The organism is Roseimaritima multifibrata (assembly GCF_007741495.1).
In the GTDB taxonomy this organism is placed as follows: Bacteria; Planctomycetota; Planctomycetia; order Pirellulales; family Pirellulaceae; genus Roseimaritima; species Roseimaritima multifibrata.
In genome coordinates, this window is sequence record NZ_CP036262.1 from 3,154,840 (window position 1) to 3,175,312 (window position 20,473).

Sequence of the window (20,473 nt, forward strand, 5' to 3'; positions counted from 1 at the left end):
AACGGATAGACTTGTTGGATGAAAATAACGCCAATTCTCTTGTCTTTGCACCGGAATGGAATGAACCGTTTTTCGGCGACGTGTGCGTTTCTTCTCTGCACCCTTTTCGTGTTCCAACAGGCTGGATCGGCGGACGATTCGTCGGCGATTGATTTTAATCGCGACGTTCGGTCCATCCTCTCGGATTATTGTGTGCAGTGCCATGGTCCTGATGAGGAAAGTCGCGAAGCCGACCTGCGGCTAGATACATCGACGGGGGCGACCGCGGATCGGGGCGGCTACGCGGCGTTGATCCCCGGGGATCCCGATGCGAGCGAATTGATTCGTCGCATTGAAAGTTTGGACGATCCGATGCCGCCTGTGGACAGTAAACGGAAACTGACGGCGAAACAGAAACAGACGTTGCGGGCTTGGGTGGAAGCGGGCGGCCAATTTGATCAGCATTGGTCCTTTGTGCCGCCACGCCTTCCCGCGGTCCCGTTGATTGACGATGAAACAAAGAACCCGATCGATGCATTCATCGGCCGCCGCTTGAAGGCGGAAGGACTCTCCTTTTCGCAGGAGGCTTCGCCTGAAACATTGATTCGCCGCGTTACCCTTGATCTTACGGGGGTCCCTCCAACGCTGGAAGAAGTCGACGCGTTTGTGGCTGCGTATGCCGTGAATCCTGAACCGACGTGGAGCCTACTGATCGATCGTCTGATCAGTTCGCCAAGGTATGGGGAAACGATGGCACTGCCGTGGTTGGATGCGGCTCGGTTTGCCGATACCGATGGTTACCAGTATGACGGCCCGCGTTATCAATGGCGTTATCGCGACTGGGTGATCGACGCCTACAACGCAAATATGCCGTTCGATCAATTCACGATTGAACAGCTTGCCGGAGACCTATTACCCGATGCTTCGAATGCGCAGCGAGTCGCGACGGCGTTCAATCGTAACCATCGATACAACTCGGAAGCCGGGTTGGTTGTCGAAGAGTTCTTGCTTGAAAACGCCGTTGATCGAGTCGATACGACGGCCACGTTGTGGATGGGATTGGCCGTGGGGTGTGCTCGCTGCCACGACCATAAATTTGATCCGATATCCACCAAAGAGTATTACCAGTTGATCGGTTTCTTTAACAGCATCCCTGAAGCTGGGCGGGCAATCAAAAATGGTAATTCGGAACCGCTGGTGATCTCGCCTGACGACGCTCAGGCACGTCAGTTGGCCGAATGGAAACAAGCGGTAGAACGTCAAAGGGCGGCGCTGCGTCCCGGCGACGTTGCACAGAATGGCGGGCCATTGATTGATCGCAAATTGGTCCACCAGTTTGCGCTGAAGAGTCCACCCGCTTCCGGTTTTAAGGCGGTGGGGGCGCCACGATTTGAGGACCAGGTTATGTACCTGGATGGCCAGTCGGCCGCCTCGATCGGCGGGATCGATAAATCGGTTACCTTTCGGGCGGATGCAACATTCAGCATTTCGTTTTGGGTATCGCCTGCTGCGATTCAGGAAGGAGTGATACTCTCACGCCAAAATCCAGGGTCGACTCGACCGGGGATTGAAATCGCAATGCTGCAGGATGGTCGGGTTCAGTTCGATTTGATCAGCCGCTGGATGGCAGGCGTCGGCCGAGCCGTCTCGGAAACTTCGCTGCCTGAAGGGGAGTGGACGCACGTCACGCTGGTAAACGATGGATCCCAAAGTGCCAATGGACAGTGGATCTACTTCAATGGCCAGCGGGTGCCGACCGATGTTCAGCACAATACCAATAGCAATGTAGGGGGCGTAAAGCAAAATCAGCCCCTACTGCTTGGAAAAGGAATTCGCCCAGACGCCTCGATGTTCAAAGGGGCCTTGAGGGACGTGCGACTGTACGCGGCCGATCTTTTTGATGAAGAGATCGAAATTCTGGCCGCACCGTACGGAGGGGAGAAACGAAAACGCTTCTCTCGCATCAAGATGACTCCGGCATATGGCGAATATGTCGTCGTCCGGGATCGCCTGCGCAACTACATGCGTTCGCTTCCGACGGTGATGGTGATGGAAGAGACGCCCGTTGCTAAGCCGACGTTTGTACGTGTTCGCGGAGTCTACAACAGCTACGGAGATCAGGTGGAACGGGATGTTCCTGCTTCGCTTCCATCCTTTCCTGATTCGTATCCCAGGAACCGTTTGGGGCTAGCCAAGTGGTTGGTCGATCCCGAGCATCCGCTGACCGCCCGTGTGGCGGTGAATCGTTACTGGCAAAAGTACTTCGGAACCGGATTGGTAAAGACTCCGGAGGACTTTGGGACTCAGGGGGATCTGCCCAGTCACCCTGAATTGCTCGATTGGTTGGCGGTCACGTTTACCCAAAGTGGCTGGGATGTTGCTTCCATGCAGAAACGGATTCTGACCAGTCGTACCTATCGTCAAAGTTCTCGTGTCACACCTGAATTGTTGGAAGCGGACCCCGATAATCGCATGCTCGCCCGCGGCGCTCGTTTGCGGTTAAGCGGGCACACGATCCGGGATCAAGCATTGTTTGTTTCGGGGCTGTTAGATCACCGAATTGGTGGGCCCTCGGTCAGCCCTTATCAGCCCGCCGGTTTATGGCGAGAAATGAGCATGGGGATGACCTACAAACCGTCGACAGGCGCGGATCTGTTTCGTCGCAGCCTTTACACGATTTGGAAACGGACCGTTGCCCCACCGACGTTGGCCGTCTTTGACGCGGCCGATCGAGAATCGTGCCGAGTCGGACGGGAACAGACCAATACGCCGTTGCAGGCACTCACGTTATTAAATGAAACAGGATTTGTTGAAAATGCTCGCTATTTGGCGGTGCGAATGTTGCATCAAAAAGACCCGCTTTCTTACGGCTTCCGCCTGCTCACGTCAAAAACGCCGACGCCTACGCAGCTACAAATTTTGACCGCTGCCCAGGAAGAGTATCAAGTGCACTTTGAAACGAACCCTGCCGATGCGAAGGCCCTTGCCAAAATCGATCAGATCGATGGAGCCGGCGACTTCACCGAAGTTCAAATCGCTTCAATGACGGCTGTTGCGAACGTGCTGCTTAACCTAGATGAGGCGATCACGCGTGAATAATCCTTCGATAGAACGCCACCGAAACCTTCGCCGTCAATTCTTAGCAAGTGGTGGGCTGGGGCTAGGATCGCTTGCCGCTTCATCGCTGCTGCGTGCGGGGGAAGGGCAGGGGAACGCCGTTGCGACACTTCACCGTCAGCCAAAGGTGAAACGGGTAATCTATCTGTTTCAAAGCGGAGGCCCACCGCAGCACGATCTATTCGATTACAAACCGCATCTGGAATCGGTGCATGGTCAAGAGGTTCCCGAATCGGTTTTCCGAGGGCAGCGTCTGACTGGGATGACGGCTGGGCAAAGTTCTTTTCCTGTGGCGAAATCGATTTTCTCGTTTGAGCGTTTTGGCCAGTCTGGCATCGAATTGAATCGTGATCTGTTGCCGCACTTGGGTAAAATCGCCGACGACATCGCGGTGGTGCGATCGATGCATACCGAAGCGATTAACCATGACCCTGCGATAACCTTTTTTCAAACAGGTTTTCAATTGTCAGGACGCCCCAGCGTCGGAGCTTGGGCTAGTTACGGGCTGGGAAGCGAAAACGAAAATTTGCCCGCCTATGTGGCGATGACTTCTAACAAGAGCGGTCAAGCGCTTTACGATCGGCTATGGGGGGCGGGCTTTTTGCCCAGTCAGCACCAAGGGGTGCGTTTTCGAAGTGGCAAAGACCCTGTGCTGTTTTTGAGTAATCCTGAAGGGATTTCGCAGTCGTTGCGGCGGCGTACGCTGGATCATCTGGACGAACTGAATCACTTGCATTTGGAACGTGAGGGGGACCCCGAAATCCAAACGCGGATCGCTCAGTATGAAATGGCATTCCGAATGCAGACGTCGGTACCGGAACTGGCCGACCTGAGCACCGAGCCGGAAAGTACGTTCCGGTTGTACGGCGAGGATGCGAGAAAGCCCGGGACGTTTGCCTACAACGCACTGATGGCTAGGCGTTTATCGGAGCAGGGCGTCCGATTTGTCCAACTGTTTCATCGCGGCTGGGACACACACGGGAATCTGCCCAACCAGTTGAAGGCTCGCTGTGGTGAAACCGACCAAGCCAGTGCGGCACTGGTGACCGACCTGAAGCAACGGGGCCTTCTGGAAGATACGCTGGTCGTTTGGGGCGGCGAATTCGGACGAACGGTCTACTGCCAGGGAAACCTAACTGCCAAAAGTTACGGGCGCGACCACCACCCACGCTGTTTCAGCATGTGGGTTGCCGGAGGCGGAATTCGCGGAGGCACAACGTACGGAAGCACGGATGACTACGGCTACAACATCGCCGAAAACCCCGTCAGCGTGCACGACCTGCATGCCACGATGCTGCACCTATTGGGAATCGATCACGAAAGATTGACGTACCGTTTTCAAGGACGTCGGTATCGTCTGACCGACGTCCACGGCCGCGTCGTCAACGAGATTCTTGCTTAGTTGGGAGTTGGGAGTTGGGCAATTCAGGGGCAGCGATTGTGATGGTAGGTGTGACACGTTTCCAACTGAAGTTAAAAGCGTTGCACTGTGAAAAAAAATCTTGAGACCGCATCCGGACCAACTTAAACGGAATGGAAATACAAGTGTCTCAGAATGACAAAAAGCAGTGATAGAGGAGGGGGGATGCGGAAACCGGAATTTCTCCTAGTGCGTCAAGAGAGTGAATGCGGCGAAGAATTTCTTAAAACAGCCACCCAGGAAAGAGAGTCTAATGTCGCATGCAAAAGATCGCTTGTGCGTTTACCTGACGTTTCTCGCTTTTAGCCTCGGAGCATCACACGTGGACGCCGTTGCAGAAAACCCTAAGCATGAAGCCAATGCTGGGAACATCTATGTCCTGCCCGGAGATGCGTATTTTCACACTTCCGTCAATCTGGGAGAAAGTTTCAAAATCAAGACAGGCGATTGGGATGCCCCCATTTTCTGTACCAAGCGTTATGAAAGATTGGGTTAGGAAACAGGGACAGGTGATTCGCAGTGCTGCTGAAGTGAGGCCGTAGGCCGAACGGAAGCAGCACTGCGAATCGCGAACTCCGATGGAGTCAGGTAGCCGAGCGAACTGTGCGGACGGAATGTGTTGAAGTCGTCCCGCCAAGCTCGCGATTTTATTCGCGCGTCGTCTTCATCGATCAAGTGCGTCTGGTGCAGATACTCGTCTCGCAGGCGACTGTTGAAACTCTCGCAGACGCCGTTCTGCCAGGGTGAGCCAGGTTCGATGTAAAGGATTTCGACGCCGATCGTTGCTAGCCATTGCTTGATTGCCCTCGAAATGAACTCTGGGACGTTGTCGCAACGAAGTCGTTTTGGAACGCCGTGCATTGCAAACAGTTCAGCCAGCGTGTCAATCGCATCTTCGCTCGTGATACTGCGTCCAACTTTGATGGTCAGGCACTGACGTGTGTACTCGTCGACAATGTTCAGGAAACGAATTGCCCGCCCATTGAGAGTCGACGATTGAACGAAGTCCCACGTCCAAACGTCGTGAATGAAAGACGCCGCTTGAACATCGCACGCATTGCCACGAACACCCGCAGCACGCTTTTTACGGCGTTTTCGTGGCACTTTCAAGCCAGCAGCTCTCCAAAGTCGGTACATCTTCTTCATGTTCAATGTCTCACCTTCACGGCGCAGAAGTTGGCAGATGCGTCGATAACCGAAACGCGGGCGTTGCCGAACGAATTCAAGAATTCGCTTCGTCAGTCGCTGGTCTTCATCCTTGGGTTTCCCCTCAAATCGCTGACTCGACCGCGGTTGGTCGAGCACCCGGCAGGCACGTCGCTCCGATACTGAGAATTTCTCTTGAAGCTCGATGACTGCATCGCGGCGAGATTGAGGGGTTGTTAGTTTCCCTTGGTGATTTCCTTGAGCATCGAGATGTCCAGCGCTTGGTCGGCAACGATCTTCTTGAGGCGATTGTTTTCTTCCTCAAGTGTCTTCAGACGCTTGGCTTCTTCGCTCTTCATCCCGCCGTACTGAGCTCGCCAGCGGCTCAGTGTTGCTTCACTGACCTCGAGGGATTGCAGCACTTCGCCAACGCTTTTGCCTGCCGCCAACATCGAGTCGGCGTCGCGTAGCTTCTTAATGATCTGTTCAGGTGAATGTCGTCGTCGTTTCTTGCTCATGAAAAATCCTTTGCCGAAATTGGTTCTAGACTTTCATAGCACCTGGATCAGGTTTTGGGGAGCATTCCAAATGCACTGTTCCGCAACCGATCATTCGCAATGTGTTGAAGTTGAAAGATGAATCTGCACAATGCGAAATGTTGGATGCCTACAAAGACGGAGGCACGCGAAAATGTAAGACGTTTATCCATGGTTTGATTCTCCTGTCAGACAAGTCTTACATGCGCCGGTCCACTGTCAACTTTTCGTGGGCAACTCCAGATGGCTACAAGCGGAATCCCAGCGACGTGGACGAAAATTGAAATCTGCTGATGGTTTGATTTTTCAAAAAAAAAGAATTTGACTCTAACGTTACGCGGACTTTAGAATCGTTCGTGTTCAAAGCCTGTACTTCTTAGTCAACACGAAAGTGAATCGCTGGTAAAGGATTTTGATTTGCATGAAGGGGCAGTTAAATTCATCAGTTCGCAGGGCATTCACCCTAATTGAGCTAATCGTGACGATAACGATTATCGCTCTTCTATTGGCTCTGTTACTGGTAGGTGTTCAAGCCGCCAGGGAGGCTGCTCGCAGTTATACCTGCTTCTCAAATCTCCGGCAGATCGGTTTAGCCATTGCTAACTATGAGTCGCAGTATTCGATGATGCCACCTGCAATGGGAGTAGCGGGCAGCGTCCATGTTGGTTTGCTGCCATATTTGGAACAGCCCGAACTGTATCGCAGGATCGTTGCCGAATCATCGAAGAGCATGGAAGAACGAGACGCGCTGAGTATTCGCATGTCGATATTCGAATGCCCAAGTGATGGTGTGGATTCGGCACTTAGTCATCAGGATATGTATGGTGCCAACTATGCTTCCTCGACTGGTACATGGTATTTGTCAGGAAACTTTGATGGTGCGTTCCGGATGCTTCACGAATTCAATTCTGGAGCATTGTTTGGGCCGGTACGAATAGGTGATTTTACCGATGGTACATCGCAGACCGCTTCATTTTCAGAAATTTTGAGAAGTGACGGTAGTCTTGATCGTTTGCGAGTGGTCTGGCTTGGGCCTTCTCATACGAATCTGGACGACTTTAGGGAAGCATGCGTGTCCTCTGCTGCAAGCGACTCTTTGTCGTGTGAAAGTTGCCGTGGGACCCCATGGGTGAATGGAACACCTGGATATACGACATACAACCACGCTATTACTCCTAACAATCCATCATGTAACAGGAATGGGTTCACTATCGAAGGAGCTTCAACTGCGTCCAGTTCGCACAATAGTGGGATCCATGTTCTTTACGTAGATGGGCACGTTCAGTTCGTGGCCGAAACAATTGATGTTGAACCCTGGCTCCAAATGGGAAGCCGGGATAGCGAGAGTCTTAGGTAAGTTGTTTCCTCGATTTAGGATTGATGTTATGAGTAGTGTTAATTTAGTTGCCAGATTTGGTTTGATCGCAGTGTTTCTGTTTGCGCCGATCATCTCGGCCGATCTTGCTGGCAGTGGTCCTGATATTGATACTCCAGCAGACAATACCGAATACAGTGAAACTACCTGGATCGGTTGCGATGGAAGTTGCAGTGATCCTGCGACTTTAAAATTGCAATTCAAACAGAGTTCCTTAATTGTGCAAGAACGCGTATTCATGAATGTGTTCGAAACGCCCAGTTGGTTGCAAAATGTTGAGCCGTAATCGGGGGGGTGGGGTATCGGGCAGTTGATTATTGAGTTATATGAGAAGGACGGCGGCACCTGGAATTCCATACAAAGCGATACTGCGACAGTTGAAATCAAGGCATAAAAACTCGCTGCAGAAAATATGTTGCAGTCAGGACCGGTGTGTCTTTCATGTGAATGAGTCTGTAGACATTCGCTTCTTCGTGGAGCGAAAATGGAATTGTTCTTAATCGTACAGACATGTACTTTATTAACGGGAATAACGCCGTGAACATAACGGTTCTTCAGGCTTCGGTGTTAACAATACTGATATTTATAGGGTGTACGCCACAAAAGCCCGTTGAAGCACTTTTGGATCTGCAGACTATTTCGCTAGAATCTACGAAACCCTATCGGACTGTCCGCTCCATCCCTCTGGTTTCTAATGAGGATAAATACGAAGCTGGGAGTGAAGTCTTAGTTGTAGGCGAAATCAATGCGTCGGATCTCGATAAGCCAGTTTCGATCGTTCGAGCAGAGATTCGTTATCTCCAACAGAATGGCAGATGGATAATCGCTAGCTCAAAAACTTCAGCTAACATGAAAGAAGGACGGTACGAACTCACTATTAAAGCGCCAGAGAAGCCACGAGCATATGAGCTTCATGTGAATGTGCTGGACCAACTCTACATCGGCCGCTGTGAGTTTCGTGTGGGGCCGAAGCGTGGTGGATAATGTCCCTTCGCCGTGACGAACTCAACCAACCTGGACAGCGGTTTAAAACGTGCAACCTTCCCCAGCGTGGGATTGAGAATGGCGCCCGTGGCGGAAGCGCCGAGATAAACGGGCGTTTGCTCGCGATCGGTTTACTGACACCACAAATAACGCGTGACCTCTCGGCTAGATAGGAACGTCCGATAATTGGCATTTTGTTGAACCACCAAAGCGGTCGCCGAAAGGTTGGCCGCTTCTTTCGTGGGATCGTTCGTCGTCATCCCGCCGTACTGAGCTCGCCAGCGGCTCAGTGTTGCTTCACTGACCTCGAGGGATTGCAGCACTTCGCCAACGCTTTTGCCTGCCGCCAACATCGAGTCGGCGTCGCGTAGCTTCTTAATGATCTGTTCAGGTGAATGTCGTCGTCGTTTCTTGCTCATGAAAAATCCTTTGCCGAAATTGGTTCTAGACTTTCATAGCACCTGGATCAGGTTTTGGGGAGCATTCCACGATGATCTCTTATCGCACGTTTCTTTTTCCTGGCTAGACCCTAGTTTTTCAATAGGTTTGATTGCGGGTAGTGCTGCTATAAGGCTAAAAGGATCCGAAGATGAACTGGAAAATTTTGAGCAGCAAATCAACAGGGCATTGAAGCTAATTGCAAAGCACAATGGTTTGGAACAAGATGTTCGGTACTTGAGGATCTTCATATATGATCGCAGTTTTGATACCGAGCGTTTTGCAATTGGTTTGCGTTTCAACGAACACTGGACTCAGCATAAGTTCACGTTGGTCGGGGAAGAGTATTCAACGCATTTCGGCACTAAATATCCTCATTTGTTGTTAACCAAATATTCTATTCTCGAAGACATTACAAATGCTCGGAATGTCGAGCCTTTGAAATTTGCGTACGAGGGAGAAGAATCGGATCTTTTTGATTTCAGAAAGCCGGAGATATCAGCGGTTCGACCAATTAGTGTTCAGTTGAAAGACTGTCGATTTCTAATTCTATTGAACAGCAACTACAAGCAATACTTTAGAAAGCGTCCTGGAAATTACTGGGTCGAATTTGTCGTGCCCGGTGAACCGAAATTGAAGTCATTCAGCTCGCGTGAACGCCGCCAAAGACGTCGGTAAGGCAAGGTTAGGAAGCCATCAAGACTTCGGCGGATCGAACATCCGCCCCACGTACGGTGGCATTCATGAAATATGCGATTGGGTGTTAGGCAGCAATCGTCGGATTTGAACGGAAAATATTCTGCTGCGTGACGTCGACGAAGTATTCGACCAAATTTTCACCGCAGGTCCGAAAATTCTGAGCTCTGCTTCAGGAAGCGTCCAAATAACTGGTGAAAGTTGAAAAATGTACTCCCGGAGAGCAGACTCTGTAGTCTGCCGTAGCTTTTCAATTTTTCGTTGGCGGCAACCGTCGGGTAGGCCATCATGGATGAGGGTGGTCTTTCAGGATGCATCAGGCATTCCTGAAAAACGACAGTTGCCAAAGCGACCGTCTTCTAGTGTTTAGCGGAGCGTCGCCCCTCGAGTGCAACTAGTCGATTGGTTTGGTGGGGTTCGCTGGTTGACGCGATTTACTTTTTCATTCCGGCTGGCAGAAATTTGACGTCTCGGTCGTTGGAGATTTTGTCGCCTGGCGTGCAGCGGCCCTGTACGACTTGGCTTGCTAATAGTGCCAACAGCTCTTCGACCTTTTCGGGTTCTTGCTCCACCAGGTTCTTCGTTTCTGCTGGATCGGTTTTTAGGTTGTACAGCTGCATGGCGGGCAGTCCCTGCTTTTTTGCCGCTGGTTCTCTGGGAGCACTCCAGCCGCCGCTGCCGGCGGACAGGCATAGTTTCCAGTCGCCTTGCCGTATGGCGAACGAACCGCCGATGCTATGACTGATCAGGTCGGTACGCTCGGATCCCGATTTGCCCACAAATGTTGACAGGAGACTGTGGCTGTCTTCCCCGCCGGTCGATTGGCGCTCGCTTCCGGTGATCTCCTCAAGCGTTGCATAGATGTCGGTTAGGCAGGCCAGTGTTTCCGTTGTGCGGCCTCCGCTCATCCTCGCCGGCCACCTGGCGATGAACGGGACTCGGTGCCCTCCTTCATAGATGTCCGCTTTGTGGCCGCGGTAGCCTGCACTTGGGTCATGCCCGAACTCTTTGAGGACCGGGAAATTGCCTTCGGGTGAACAACCGTTGTCGCTGGTGAAAATCACCAAGGTGTTGTCATCGATCCCCGATTCTTTAAGCGCTGAGAGCAACTGACCCATGTGGTGATCGACTTGCATTACAAAGTCGGCATACGGATTCATCCCGCTTGCATCTTTGAAGGGGGGGACGGGAACGATGGGGGTGTGGGGTGCTGGAAGTGCGAGGTAGAGGAAAAAAGGTTTGTCGGCTTTCGCTTGTGTTTGAATGTGCGAAATCGATTTATCAAACAGATGTGGAAGGACTTCGTCGATCTTGAAATCACTGCCGATCGGCCCTTTGCGATACCAGCCGTATCGGTCCTGCTGCTTGGTGACGCCTTCTTCACCAACAGGCTGCGCCGTGACATTGCCGGTATCGACCCAGACGTAGGGCGGCATGTCCAGGGAGCCGCAGTGGCCGTAGTACTGGTCGAAACCGTTGATGCTGGGGCCGTTCAGGACCGGTTTCGTAAAATTGATCTTGCCATCTTCCTTGTGCCAGTCCCAGCCGAGGTGCCATTTTCCGATCATTGCGGTTTGGTATCCGGCCGCTTTCATCAGGTGTCCCAGCGTCGGACGGTCGGCCGGGATCAGGTGTTCGCTGGTACCGCTTAACACGCCTTTCGCTAAGCGTGAACGCCAGTTGTATCGCCCTGTCAGCAGCCCGTATCGTGTCGGAGTGCAGACGCTGCTAGGGGTATGAGCATCCAGGAAGGTCAAGCCTTCGTCAGCCATTTGCTGCAAAACGGGTGTTTTGATTTTGCAGTTCGCGTTGGTGGGCGAAACGTCCCCAATGCCAAGGTCGTCGGCCAAAACCACAATCACATTCGGGAGCGGTTCGGCTGCGAATAGTGGAGACGCAAACGAGCTTGCGAAAAGGCACGCACAAATGGCAGTGGTGATCCGCAGAGAGCTTGTGCTTTCGGTGGTCACGCGATTTGAAGGGCAGTTCATCTATTTAGCGACTTTTTGAGGAGACAAGAAATGCTCGAAAAAGGAGTAGATCACCTCGTTCGATTCGGGGTTGGGCGAATGGTCGGGACGGTTGCTCATCGCGACGCGATCGGTTGCGTCCAGAAGTTCGTTCACTTGAATCGAATGGTTTAGCGGTACCCAACGCTTGGCCGGATCCTCAGCGCCTCCTGAAACAAGAAAGGGCCTGGGAGCCATCAAGGCATGCAGTTCGTGTAGGTCTCGGCCTTCTGCGACCAGTTCAAGGTAGGTTCCGTGAGCAGGGTTTTCGGGGGTGATCAATCCGCGTTTGCGCCACGGTTTGGGATGGTAGCCGAGGTACCAAGGTTCCCAGTAGTTGATGCTGTTGCGAGATTCATCGAAGACGATTCCGGGATCGGACCAAGCCGCACAAGCAAAGCGGTCGAACAAGCAGGATGCGAACATCGCCCATTTCCCGCCGTACGAATGTCCGACGATACCGATACGCTCGGAATCCACATCGTCGCGTGAAGCGAGCAGATACCAGGCATTGGCGGCTGCATAAGCGAGTGTGGAAAGGGGTTCGATTTCAGCCTTTTCGATGCTGGGATAATACAACGAATAGGTTTTATTATTTGTGGTCCGGGCGGTTCCCAGTGAAAGGGTCACAAACCCTCGTTTGACTAACTGGACGGCAAAGTCGCGATCTTCCTTGCCCAGTCCGATCGCGGTTTCCGGTTCGTAGTAAACCGTAACGACGGCCGGATGAGGCCCCGGTGTTTTAGGAACCAGCAAGTAGGCAGTCGTTGTGACGCCCGGCAACCATTCAAATTCAATTTTGTGTTGGTCGTGGGACGCGAAGGACTTTGATTCCAAAATTTCATAATGGGGAGCGTCAAGAAACGGAGGCCAGTCGCCCAGATGTTCGGTCCAGGTCTGCAGGATCTCGGTGCGGCGTCGTTGCCAGTCCTCGGCATTTTCGACTTTACTGCCGTCAGAAAAGATCAGTGGAGATCGATAGTCACCGAACTCTCCGGCATATTCAGCGGGAACCGAAAAGTAAGGTTTTATCGTTTCCCAGGGAGATTCTCCCGCGGCTGGAGTTGCCTTCAAGCCGAGGAGGCAGGTCACGATTGCAAGGGAGGTTGCTAGGTGGCAGTGGATGCGGCGCATGGTGAGGTGAGACAATGGAGGGGGGCGTACAGCGAAGCAAACTTAAGGCTGTATTGTAGTCCATCGTTGCCTCATTTTGTGAAGCACCTGCAAGGGGCGACAGTGACGCCTGACCGGATGATTTACCGGGCAAGAATGCTCGTCTCGGGGGACGTGCGATCTACATGAAGAAAGTCTGGCTCCCCTCGCCCCTAAGCGAGCTCTTTGTTGCGAAAGAAATCTCTGCTAGCTCATTGCGTGATCTCTGCCTCTTTGTTTGATTTCGTGAAGCTTGCTTGGGGGAGAGGGGGAGATTTTCAGGCGGCGATTTTGCAGCGAAGACGCGGTTAACGCCTTGGATTTCAGGCGGTTGTGCCACGCCTTGCCCAACGCTGTCGGCCCCTCTCCCCCAGCCCCTCTCCCCCAAAACAAGCCTTTGAATCGACCTTAATTGAATTAGCTGGCGAACCGTTGATCCAGTATCAAACCTGTTTTAAGCGAGCTTGTTTTGAGGGCGAGGGGAGCCAGACGTTCTTCATATGTAGATCTCATCGTATCGGAGAGACGATGCTACGGGGTTGGATCTCATCGCCTCTCGGGACGTGCGATTTATTTAGTAAAGAAAGTCTGGTTCCCCTCGCCCCTAAGCGAGCTCTTTGTTGCGGAAGAAATCTCTGCCAGCTCATTGCGTGTTCTCTGCCTCTTTGTTTGATTTCGTGAAGCTTGCTTGGGGGAGAGGGGCTGGGGGTGGACTGTCAGAAATCATAGCGGCGTGGCAATCTACGTAAACTGCAGCATGTCAGACAACCCGGACTTGGAACGCTGTGAAACCATATTTTTACCAGCACTTTGCGGTAAAAACGACCGTGAAACACATCGGTTTCGTCGGGTTGCGTCCAGGTCGACACCGACAAGTTTTTGACAGTCCAGGCTGGGGGAGAGGGGGAGATTTTCAGGCGGCGATTTTGCAGCGAAGACGCGGTTAACGCCTTGGATTTCAAGCGGTTGTGCCACGCCTTGCCCAACGCTGTCGGCCCCTCTCCCCCAGCCCCTCTCCCCCAAAACAAGCCTTTGAATCGACCTTAATTGAATTAGCTGGCGAACCGTTGATCCAGTATCAAACCTGTTTTAAGCGAGCTTGTTTTGAGGGCGAGGGGAGCCAGATTTTCTTCATGTATAAGTCGCACGTCCCGAGGGTTACGTGTTCACTCGGCCCCATGGAGACTCGTCAACGGCTGCATACTCTTCAGCTATTGATTTCTTATCCCACGCGGAAGGCGACAACTGCCAAATCGTTTAACGTTGAACCTATCGCCTTGGTCCGTTTGTGCAGGAATTCACGCGTTCGACCTGCACGGAAAACGGTGTGTGTCGCTGTTCTGCTAGAGGAGCGATCTTCTAAAATTTGTACAGCAGCAACGCTGAATAGGAGAGGTCACGTGGGAGCGCTCCTTGCGGGGTGCTGTCGTAGCGGTTGGTTGCCGCCAGCTTTAGGCTTAGATTTTCGCTGTCGTCCAGGAGGATTTCCCAGGCGATGTCACTGACAAGTCGGTAGTTGGAAAACTCGGACCAGTCGGGAAAGTAATCGAGTTTGGCTTTTAATTTTTGTTGAGCGGTCAGCTGATGTTCGGCTTCGACACCAAACAGGGCTTCCGGTACCCACGAATCATCCGGGGCTCCGATCTCACGTGAACCCCCGGCACCGAAACGGGTCACGATGGTTGATATGTCGTCGCGTACCCAGTAATACCCAAGACCACCGTTCAGGTTGACTCGCAAGTCAAACGGTCGGAATTCATTCCATTCCAAACCAAGTTTGCCAAAAGCCGACCAGCTGCTGTCGCCGAGGATTCGGTCGTAATCGAAATTGACGCGTCCGTTATCCTGCGTAACAACTCCGCCGGTCTTTGTGCGAAAGTAGTCAAAATCGATTGCAAACGTGTAGGTATCGGTTTCGCGTTTCAGATCGGCGCCGGTTTGGATGCTGAGCGTGTTGGTGTTGCCTTCGCTTCCATTCAATCCAAATTCAGCGGTGTTGGTCCAACCGTCGGAAACCCAGAGCCAAGGGTAGCTGTACCAGGAGGCGGTTGATTCTTGCAGGGGCAGTGGTTCTGGGGTAACGGTCACCTCCGAGGATGGCCCGTTCAGCGACACACCCGAACCGGCTGGCTGGTCGCCTCCGGGGAACATGCCTGCCGGTAAACCACCGGGAAAGGGAAGAGGCGTTGGCGATGGTGAAGCGGGAGCCGGAAGGGACTCCGCGTCGCCCGTCAGCCCCAATTGAGCAAAATCGACCTGCGTGACAGGTGGGGCCGCTGCATCTTCCGGACTGCCAAACCAGCTCATCTGAGCATTGGCAGAGGTTTGGAGAAGCAGGAAAATGCCCGAAAACAGAAAGAAAAGGGGGGGCGACATCAGGCGATGCCCCTGTCTAGAAAAGGATACCATTGAATAACTCGTCGAAATCAGGCGAATTTAGAATTGCAATTCGACTCTGTAACAAAACTGGATCACGCATGTCACGGCCGATTTGTCTAGTATGGAGGCCGACGGATTTCCGTTTGGTTGTTGCCTCCTTCGATTTATTCCCGCTGAAAATTTGCTGAACTTTTCTGTATGAATTCCAAGCCTGAAACCAAAACCATCGATGTTGCGGAATTGACACGACGTGTTGTAAGCAATGTCGAACATGCCATCGTCGGGAAACGGAAGCAGTTGGTCCTGTCGATGGTCGCATGGCTGGCCGATGGGCATTTGCTTCTCGAAGACGTTCCAGGCGTGGCAAAGACGATGCTGGCGCGTGCTTTGGCTAAAAGCCTTGGCTGCCGGTTCAAACGGGTGCAGTGCACGCCCGACTTGCTGCCAAGCGATATCACGGGAACTTCGATCTTCAACCAGAAGACCAGCGATTTTGAATTCCGAGCCGGGCCGATCTTCTCTCAGATTCTGCTGGCGGATGAAATCAATCGTGCGACTCCACGGACCCAGGCCGCGTTGCTGGAAGCGATGGCCGAAGGGCGGGTGACCGTCGACGGGACCACACACGTGCTGCGAAAGCCCTTTCTGGTGATCGCGACCCAAAACCCGGTCGATCACGAAGGGACGTTTCCCCTGCCGGAAGCCCAGCTTGACCGGTTCATGATGCGATTCAGTCTTGGCTATCCCTCCACCGATGAAGAACTCCGGATGCTGGAATTGCTGCAGTTTCAGCATCCCGTGGATGGATTGAAATCGGTGGCCAACGCCGAAGAGCTGATCGCTGCCCAGCGAGCCATCCGCAATGTGCATGTCGACCTTAAAATTCGTCAGTACGCGCTGCAAATCGTGCAGGATACTCGAGGCCATAAGGACCTTGCATTGGGGGCCAGTCCGCGAGCGACGATCGCGCTGTTTCGCTGTGCTCAAGCGATGGCAGCCATTCGAGGCCGGCAGTATGTCGAGCCGGATGACGTGAAACGGATCGTTGCCCCCGTTCTAAATCATCGCGTGATCGTCCGACCGGAAAGTCGCCTGAGGAAAATCACTGCAGAGCAGATCGTTGAAGATATTTTGGCGGAAATTGCGGTTCCTACCATTTCGGCAGAATAGATGGCTGATCGAAACGCGACGCCGATATCGAATCTGCCCGCTCCGCCGGGGAGGCCGAATGCTTCCGTGGCGTCGGCGGATGGGGTGAATGAAGTTAGCGAAGAGTCGCAAGGTGGCGTCGGCTGGCTGGGCTGGGCCGCAGGATTTGCTCTGTTAGTCTTGCTGGGGATGCTATTTGGAGCCGCACTTTGGTTGTATGCCGCCCTCGCTGCCCTCGGGATGTTGCTGTTGAACCGATACCTGGCTTATACCTGGAGCCAATCGGTGGTCGCGGTCCGAGCTACCGGTAAGCTTGAAGTCGAAACCGGAGCGACAGTCCCTGTGGAGATTGAAGTCCGCAATAGGGGGCGGTTGCCGATCGCTTGGCTGTTGGCCGAAGACCTTGTGCCGCGGAGTGCGATTGTGTCCCACGGCGGAGCACGGTCGCGGCATGGGGCTTTGGAAATTCAGGGCGAACGCCTGCGGGTGATGCTGCTGAAACCTGGTCAAACCCAGTTCATTCGCTACTCCCTCAAGTGTCATCGGCGCGGGTATTATCAGATCGGCCCACTGGTGTTGGAAACCGGGGACCTGATGGGCTTTCATCGGCGATACCGGATCGGCGCGGTTCCCCAATACCTGATGGTTATGCCTAAAGTGATCCCGCTGAGCGGTTTTGATGTGGCATCGCGAAGGCCAATCGGTGAGGTTCGAATAAGAGAACGGATGATGGAGGACCCCTCGCGTTTGCAGGGGATCCGGCAATGGCAGCAGGGCGATTCACTCCGTCAGGTGCACTGGGCGGCAACGGCAAGGACGGGGACGCTGCACAGCAAAATCTACGAACAGACTTCCGTCGTAGGAGCAACGCTGGTCGTCGATTTGCATGAAAAGACCAATCCTCCGCAGAATGAACCGATGCGTTCGGAGTTGGCGATCACCATGGCCGCTTCGATCGCGTCGGCTTTGTATGAAATGAACCAGCCCGTCGGTTTGGTAAGCAACGGTCGCGACGCAGTCGATCGGATTCGGACCTCGGGCTGGGCCTCCGATTTTAGGACTCGAAAAATTGCTCGACAGCAAGCCGCGATGAAAGCGGAAGATGATCGGCTCCGCCCCGTCGTGATTGGGGCCGGTCGTGGGCCGCTTGGTTTTCAAGCGATTCAGCGGCAGCTAGCAAGTCTGGAGCGGACGGACGGGCTGACGCTTGCGGAATTGCTGATTGAAGCGGAGTCTAGAATTGCTCGAGATACCTCATTGTTGGTCATTGCACAGGCCTGCGATCCCGCTTCGATTGTCGCCCTGGTCGGATTATCTCGAAGGGGCTGGGCGGTTAGTGTTATCTTAAATGTGTTCGATGCGACCGAATTTGCGAACTCGGCCGGTCCCCTGATTTCCGGGGGGATCGCGGTCATGCAGTTGCGTGAAATGGAGCAGATTCCAGAGGTTTGTCGGCAAGTAGTTTTACGCTAGAGCCCAACTTGCTTGCACACAAACCGAATAAGTTGCGTAGAATACGGTAGCGGCCTGAAATACTGAACTTGCCGCTATCAGCGTACTATCTTAGGATTCGACGGTTCAAACCCCGACCACTCCTTCACTTAAACCCATCACGGATTAGTCGTATGCCTCTCCCCGCCGGACGTTTCGGTTTCCGAATACTTTTAGTGGCATTGGCGGTCTTAACGACCGTCGGTGCGATGCCACGCTTTGCAGCGGCCGATGAGCCTGCTCCAACCGAAAACGATCGCCGCGTTTCTATCATCGTTTCGACGCTTCTACCACGTCGACACCTCTCGCGCCGAGAGTTAGATGACAGTGCCAGCCAACGTGCTTTGGGGCTTTTCATTAAAGCCTTGGACCCCTTGAAGCTGTATTTTTATCAGTCGGACTTCGACGAATTTTCCGCCTATCAGACGACTTTGGATGATTCCGTCAAAAAAGGTGATTTGACCACCACCTACAAAATTTTCAATCGCTTTCTTGAGCGAGTCGATGAACGTGTCGCCGTTGTCGACAAATTGTTGAGCGAACCTTTTGACTTTTCCCGTCAAGAAATGCTGGTCACCGACCCGGATGCCGCACGTTACCCACTGAACGCCGATGAAGCGACCGACCGTTGGCGTAAGCAGCTGAAATACAACCTGCTGGATCTGAAGGATGAAGGCAAAGAGGGTGAAGAAGCGATCGAACAGTTGCGCCGCCGCTATCAGCGTTACGCGCGACGTTGGCATCAGACCGAATCGGATGATGTCCTGGAATTGTTTCTGACTTCGATCACTAGTTCGTACGATCCACACACGACCTACATGTCGCCTAGCTCCCTAGACGATTTTGAAATGCTGATGCGGTTAAGCCTGGATGGTATCGGGGCTGCTCTGCGTGAAAAAGATGGCTACACCGTGGTCACGAATGTGATTCCTGGTGGAGCCGCCGACAAGCACGGCAAACTGAAAGAAGACGATTACGTCGTCAGTGTGGGCCAGGGCAAAGAAGGCGAAGGCGAGATGGTCGACATTGTTGAAATGCCGCTGAAGCAAGTCGTTCAGATGATTCGTGGTGCCGCTGGTACCACGGTTCGCTTAGGTGTGAAACCAGGTGGCGTCGGCGACGTGCTGACCTACGAAATTGTTCGTGCCAAGGTTCAGTTAGAAGACAGTGCCGCTAGAGGCCAGGTCATCGAGCACGAAATGGAAGAGGGAGGTAAGAAAATGAAAATTGGCTATATCAACCTCCCCAGTTTCTATATGGACATGGAAGCGGCTCGTCAGAATCGTCCTGATTACCGCAGTAGCACACGTGACGTCCGCCGCTTGCTAGATGGCTTCCGTGACGAAAACGTCGAATGTGTGGTTCTGGATTTGAGCAAAAATGGTGGCGGTAGTTTGACCGAAGCGATCAGCCTGACCGGGTTGTTTATCGATCAGGGAACCGTTGTCCAAGTCAAAAATTCCGATGGAAGCGTCGATCAGTATGACGACGAAGAAGCGGGCGTCGCTTGGGATGGACCTCTGGTTGTGATGACCAGTCAGTTCAGTGCCAGTGCGAGTGAAATTTTGGCTGGTGCGATCAAAGATTACCGCCGTGGACTAATTGTCGGTGACGAAAAAACCCACGGCAAAGGGACCGTTCAAACGTTGATGGACCTAGCTCGTGAATTGCTAGGAACCAATCGTGAGAACTTTGGTGCCTTGAAGGTGACGTTGCAGCAGTTCTATCTTCCCGATGGAGATAGTACACAGAAGGCTGGAGTCGCTGCCGACGTGATTCTGCCATCGCTGACCACTCATATGGATGTTGGCGAAGATGACCTTGAATACGCACTTGAACATGACCGAGTCCCCCGATCGAACCATCGTATCTACAACATGGTTCCCGCAGATGTCTTGGGACAAGTGCGAGCCCAATCGGCTGATCGTATCGCCAAGAACGAAGAGTTCACAAAACTCCAGAGACAAATCGATTCCTATCGCAAACAAAAAGACGAGCAGTTTATCTCGTTGGACGAGGAGCAATTCTTCGCCCGACGTAAAGAACTGAATGCCGATAAGGAAGACATCGAAGCCGAAGTGGAACAGCAGTCTCCTGATGATGAGGTTTTCACCAAGACGTATTACAACGACGAAGTGCTAAACATCGCACAAGACTACGCGACGGACCTACAGCGACAGAACCTGGCTAGCGCCAAGTAGTTTCTGCAGAGACGTTCAATCAACGCATGATCGACCGGAACTAAAATTCCGGTCGATTTTTTATGGATAAAGAACGCGATGGTTTCGTTAAGTGCGACATCGGGTTAGCGACCAGCGGTTTTTTTCCCGATTCGACCGATAAGGCGCATCCCTGCCCTTCTTAGCGGAACGGCGCAAGCCGTCCGGCCACCGTGCTGGAACTTGTCGCGCATTGGCCGGAGGGCTCGTGCCCTACCTTCTTAGCGGCACGGCGCAAGCCGTCCGGCCGTCGTCCTGGAACCTGTCGCGCATTGGCCGGAGGGCTCGTGTCTGCCCTTCTTAGCGGAACGGCGCAAGCCGTCCGGCCATCGTCCTGGAACTTGTCGCGCATCGGCCGGAGGGCTCGCGCCTGCCTACTTAGC

The 20,473-nt window shown here is 53.1% G+C and carries 15 protein-coding genes; 9 read left to right on the plus strand and 6 right to left on the minus strand.

Annotated elements, in window-relative coordinates:
- Positions 1 to 60: 60 nt before the first annotated feature.
- The 3 genes from FF011L_RS11530 to FF011L_RS11540 all read left to right on the plus strand — a co-directional run bounded on the left by FF011L_RS11530 (position 61) and on the right by FF011L_RS11540 (position 5,012).
- On the plus strand, positions 61 to 3,078 hold the full coding sequence (locus FF011L_RS11530) for a DUF1553 domain-containing protein (protein WP_218933152.1): 3,018 nt from the start codon (positions 61 to 63) through the stop codon (positions 3,076 to 3,078).
- Complete coding sequence (locus FF011L_RS11535; protein ID WP_145351815.1) at positions 3,056 to 4,498, plus strand: DUF1501 domain-containing protein; 1,443 nt, start codon at positions 3,056 to 3,058, stop codon at positions 4,496 to 4,498. The genes FF011L_RS11530 and FF011L_RS11535 overlap by 23 nt, the downstream gene beginning before the upstream one ends.
- 271 nt (positions 4,499 to 4,769) lie before the next feature.
- Positions 4,770 to 5,012, plus strand: coding sequence for a hypothetical protein (locus FF011L_RS11540; protein WP_145351816.1), 243 nt, complete (start codon positions 4,770 to 4,772; stop codon positions 5,010 to 5,012).
- Here the strand turns inward: FF011L_RS11540 and FF011L_RS11545 are convergent.
- Positions 5,009 to 5,869: an IS3 family transposase gene (locus FF011L_RS11545; protein ID WP_246109911.1), complete on the minus strand. Its 861-nt coding sequence runs from the start codon at positions 5,867 to 5,869 to the stop codon at positions 5,009 to 5,011. The two genes, FF011L_RS11540 and FF011L_RS11545, sit on opposite strands and share 4 nt — an antisense overlap.
- 29 nt (positions 5,870 to 5,898) lie before the next feature.
- Positions 5,899 to 6,180 (minus strand): transposase, encoded by a 282-nt coding sequence (locus FF011L_RS11550; protein ID WP_391560930.1) that lies wholly within the window; start codon positions 6,178 to 6,180, stop codon positions 5,899 to 5,901.
- A gap of 439 nt (positions 6,181 to 6,619) precedes the next feature.
- Between FF011L_RS11550 and FF011L_RS11555 the strand changes: the two genes are divergently transcribed.
- A complete protein-coding gene (locus FF011L_RS11555) occupies positions 6,620 to 7,555 on the plus strand; it encodes a DUF1559 domain-containing protein (protein WP_145355245.1) in 936 nt (311 codons plus the stop codon).
- A gap of 28 nt (positions 7,556 to 7,583) precedes the next feature.
- Positions 7,584 to 7,859: a hypothetical protein gene (locus tag FF011L_RS11560; protein WP_145351817.1), complete on the plus strand. Its 276-nt coding sequence runs from the start codon at positions 7,584 to 7,586 to the stop codon at positions 7,857 to 7,859.
- A gap of 829 nt (positions 7,860 to 8,688) precedes the next feature.
- Here the strand turns inward: FF011L_RS11560 and FF011L_RS27020 are convergent.
- Positions 8,689 to 8,976, minus strand: coding sequence for a transposase (locus FF011L_RS27020; RefSeq protein ID WP_261342563.1), 288 nt, complete (start codon positions 8,974 to 8,976; stop codon positions 8,689 to 8,691).
- On the opposite strand from FF011L_RS27020, the gene FF011L_RS11575 reads away from it, so the two are divergent.
- Entirely contained in the window at positions 8,975 to 9,673 is a 699-nt protein-coding gene (locus FF011L_RS11575; protein WP_145351819.1) for a hypothetical protein, read from the plus strand. The genes FF011L_RS27020 and FF011L_RS11575 overlap by 2 nt on opposite strands.
- A gap of 452 nt (positions 9,674 to 10,125) precedes the next feature.
- Here FF011L_RS11575 and FF011L_RS11580 read toward each other — a convergent pair whose 3' ends face one another.
- The 3 genes from FF011L_RS11580 to FF011L_RS11590 all read right to left on the minus strand — a co-directional run bounded on the left by FF011L_RS11580 (position 10,126) and on the right by FF011L_RS11590 (position 15,261).
- Positions 10,126 to 11,682 (minus strand): sulfatase family protein, encoded by a 1,557-nt coding sequence (locus tag FF011L_RS11580; protein ID WP_145351820.1) that lies wholly within the window; start codon positions 11,680 to 11,682, stop codon positions 10,126 to 10,128.
- A complete protein-coding gene (locus FF011L_RS11585; protein WP_145351821.1) occupies positions 11,683 to 12,834 on the minus strand; it encodes an alpha/beta hydrolase family protein in 1,152 nt (383 codons plus the stop codon). It lies immediately after the preceding gene.
- A gap of 1,377 nt (positions 12,835 to 14,211) precedes the next feature.
- A complete protein-coding gene (locus FF011L_RS11590) occupies positions 14,212 to 15,261 on the minus strand; it encodes a DUF481 domain-containing protein (protein WP_145351822.1) in 1,050 nt (349 codons plus the stop codon).
- A 168-nt stretch (positions 15,262 to 15,429) separates the two neighbouring features.
- On the opposite strand from FF011L_RS11590, the gene FF011L_RS11595 reads away from it, so the two are divergent.
- From FF011L_RS11595 to FF011L_RS11605, 3 genes are all read left to right on the plus strand, one after another.
- Positions 15,430 to 16,401: an AAA family ATPase gene (locus tag FF011L_RS11595; RefSeq protein ID WP_145351823.1), complete on the plus strand. Its 972-nt coding sequence runs from the start codon at positions 15,430 to 15,432 to the stop codon at positions 16,399 to 16,401.
- Positions 16,402 to 17,853: a DUF58 domain-containing protein gene (locus FF011L_RS11600; RefSeq protein ID WP_246109875.1), complete on the plus strand. Its 1,452-nt coding sequence runs from the start codon at positions 16,402 to 16,404 to the stop codon at positions 17,851 to 17,853.
- 152 nt (positions 17,854 to 18,005) lie between these two features.
- On the plus strand, positions 18,006 to 20,072 hold the full coding sequence (locus tag FF011L_RS11605; protein WP_145351824.1) for a carboxy terminal-processing peptidase: 2,067 nt from the start codon (positions 18,006 to 18,008) through the stop codon (positions 20,070 to 20,072).
- Positions 20,073 to 20,473 lie beyond the last annotated feature (401 nt).

What these genes read in the sequence shown, in the direction of transcription:
- FF011L_RS11530 (WP_218933152.1), top strand. Translation starts at nt 61, where the DNA reads ATGAACCGTTTTTCGGCGACGTGTGCGTTTCTTCTCTGCACCCTTTTC.
- FF011L_RS11585 (WP_145351821.1), bottom strand. Translation starts at nt 12,834, where the DNA reads ATGCGCCGCATCCACTGCCACCTAGCAACCTCCCTTGCAATCGTGACC.
- FF011L_RS11555 (WP_145355245.1), top strand. Translation starts at nt 6,620, where the DNA reads ATGAAGGGGCAGTTAAATTCATCAGTTCGCAGGGCATTCACCCTAATT.
- FF011L_RS11600 (WP_246109875.1), top strand. Translation starts at nt 16,402, where the DNA reads ATGGCTGATCGAAACGCGACGCCGATATCGAATCTGCCCGCTCCGCCG.
- FF011L_RS11560 (WP_145351817.1), top strand. Translation starts at nt 7,584, where the DNA reads ATGAGTAGTGTTAATTTAGTTGCCAGATTTGGTTTGATCGCAGTGTTT.
- FF011L_RS11605 (WP_145351824.1), top strand. Translation starts at nt 18,006, where the DNA reads ATGCCTCTCCCCGCCGGACGTTTCGGTTTCCGAATACTTTTAGTGGCA.
- FF011L_RS11575 (WP_145351819.1), top strand. Translation starts at nt 8,975, where the DNA reads ATGAAAAATCCTTTGCCGAAATTGGTTCTAGACTTTCATAGCACCTGG.
- FF011L_RS11550 (WP_391560930.1), bottom strand. Translation starts at nt 6,180, where the DNA reads ATGAGCAAGAAACGACGACGACATTCACCTGAACAGATCATTAAGAAG.
- FF011L_RS11580 (WP_145351820.1), bottom strand. Translation starts at nt 11,682, where the DNA reads ATGAACTGCCCTTCAAATCGCGTGACCACCGAAAGCACAAGCTCTCTG.
- FF011L_RS11595 (WP_145351823.1), top strand. Translation starts at nt 15,430, where the DNA reads ATGAATTCCAAGCCTGAAACCAAAACCATCGATGTTGCGGAATTGACA.
- FF011L_RS11535 (WP_145351815.1), top strand. Translation starts at nt 3,056, where the DNA reads ATGAGGCGATCACGCGTGAATAATCCTTCGATAGAACGCCACCGAAAC.
- FF011L_RS11540 (WP_145351816.1), top strand. Translation starts at nt 4,770, where the DNA reads ATGTCGCATGCAAAAGATCGCTTGTGCGTTTACCTGACGTTTCTCGCT.
- FF011L_RS27020 (WP_261342563.1), bottom strand. Translation starts at nt 8,976, where the DNA reads ATGAGCAAGAAACGACGACGACATTCACCTGAACAGATCATTAAGAAG.
- FF011L_RS11590 (WP_145351822.1), bottom strand. Translation starts at nt 15,261, where the DNA reads ATGGTATCCTTTTCTAGACAGGGGCATCGCCTGATGTCGCCCCCCCTT.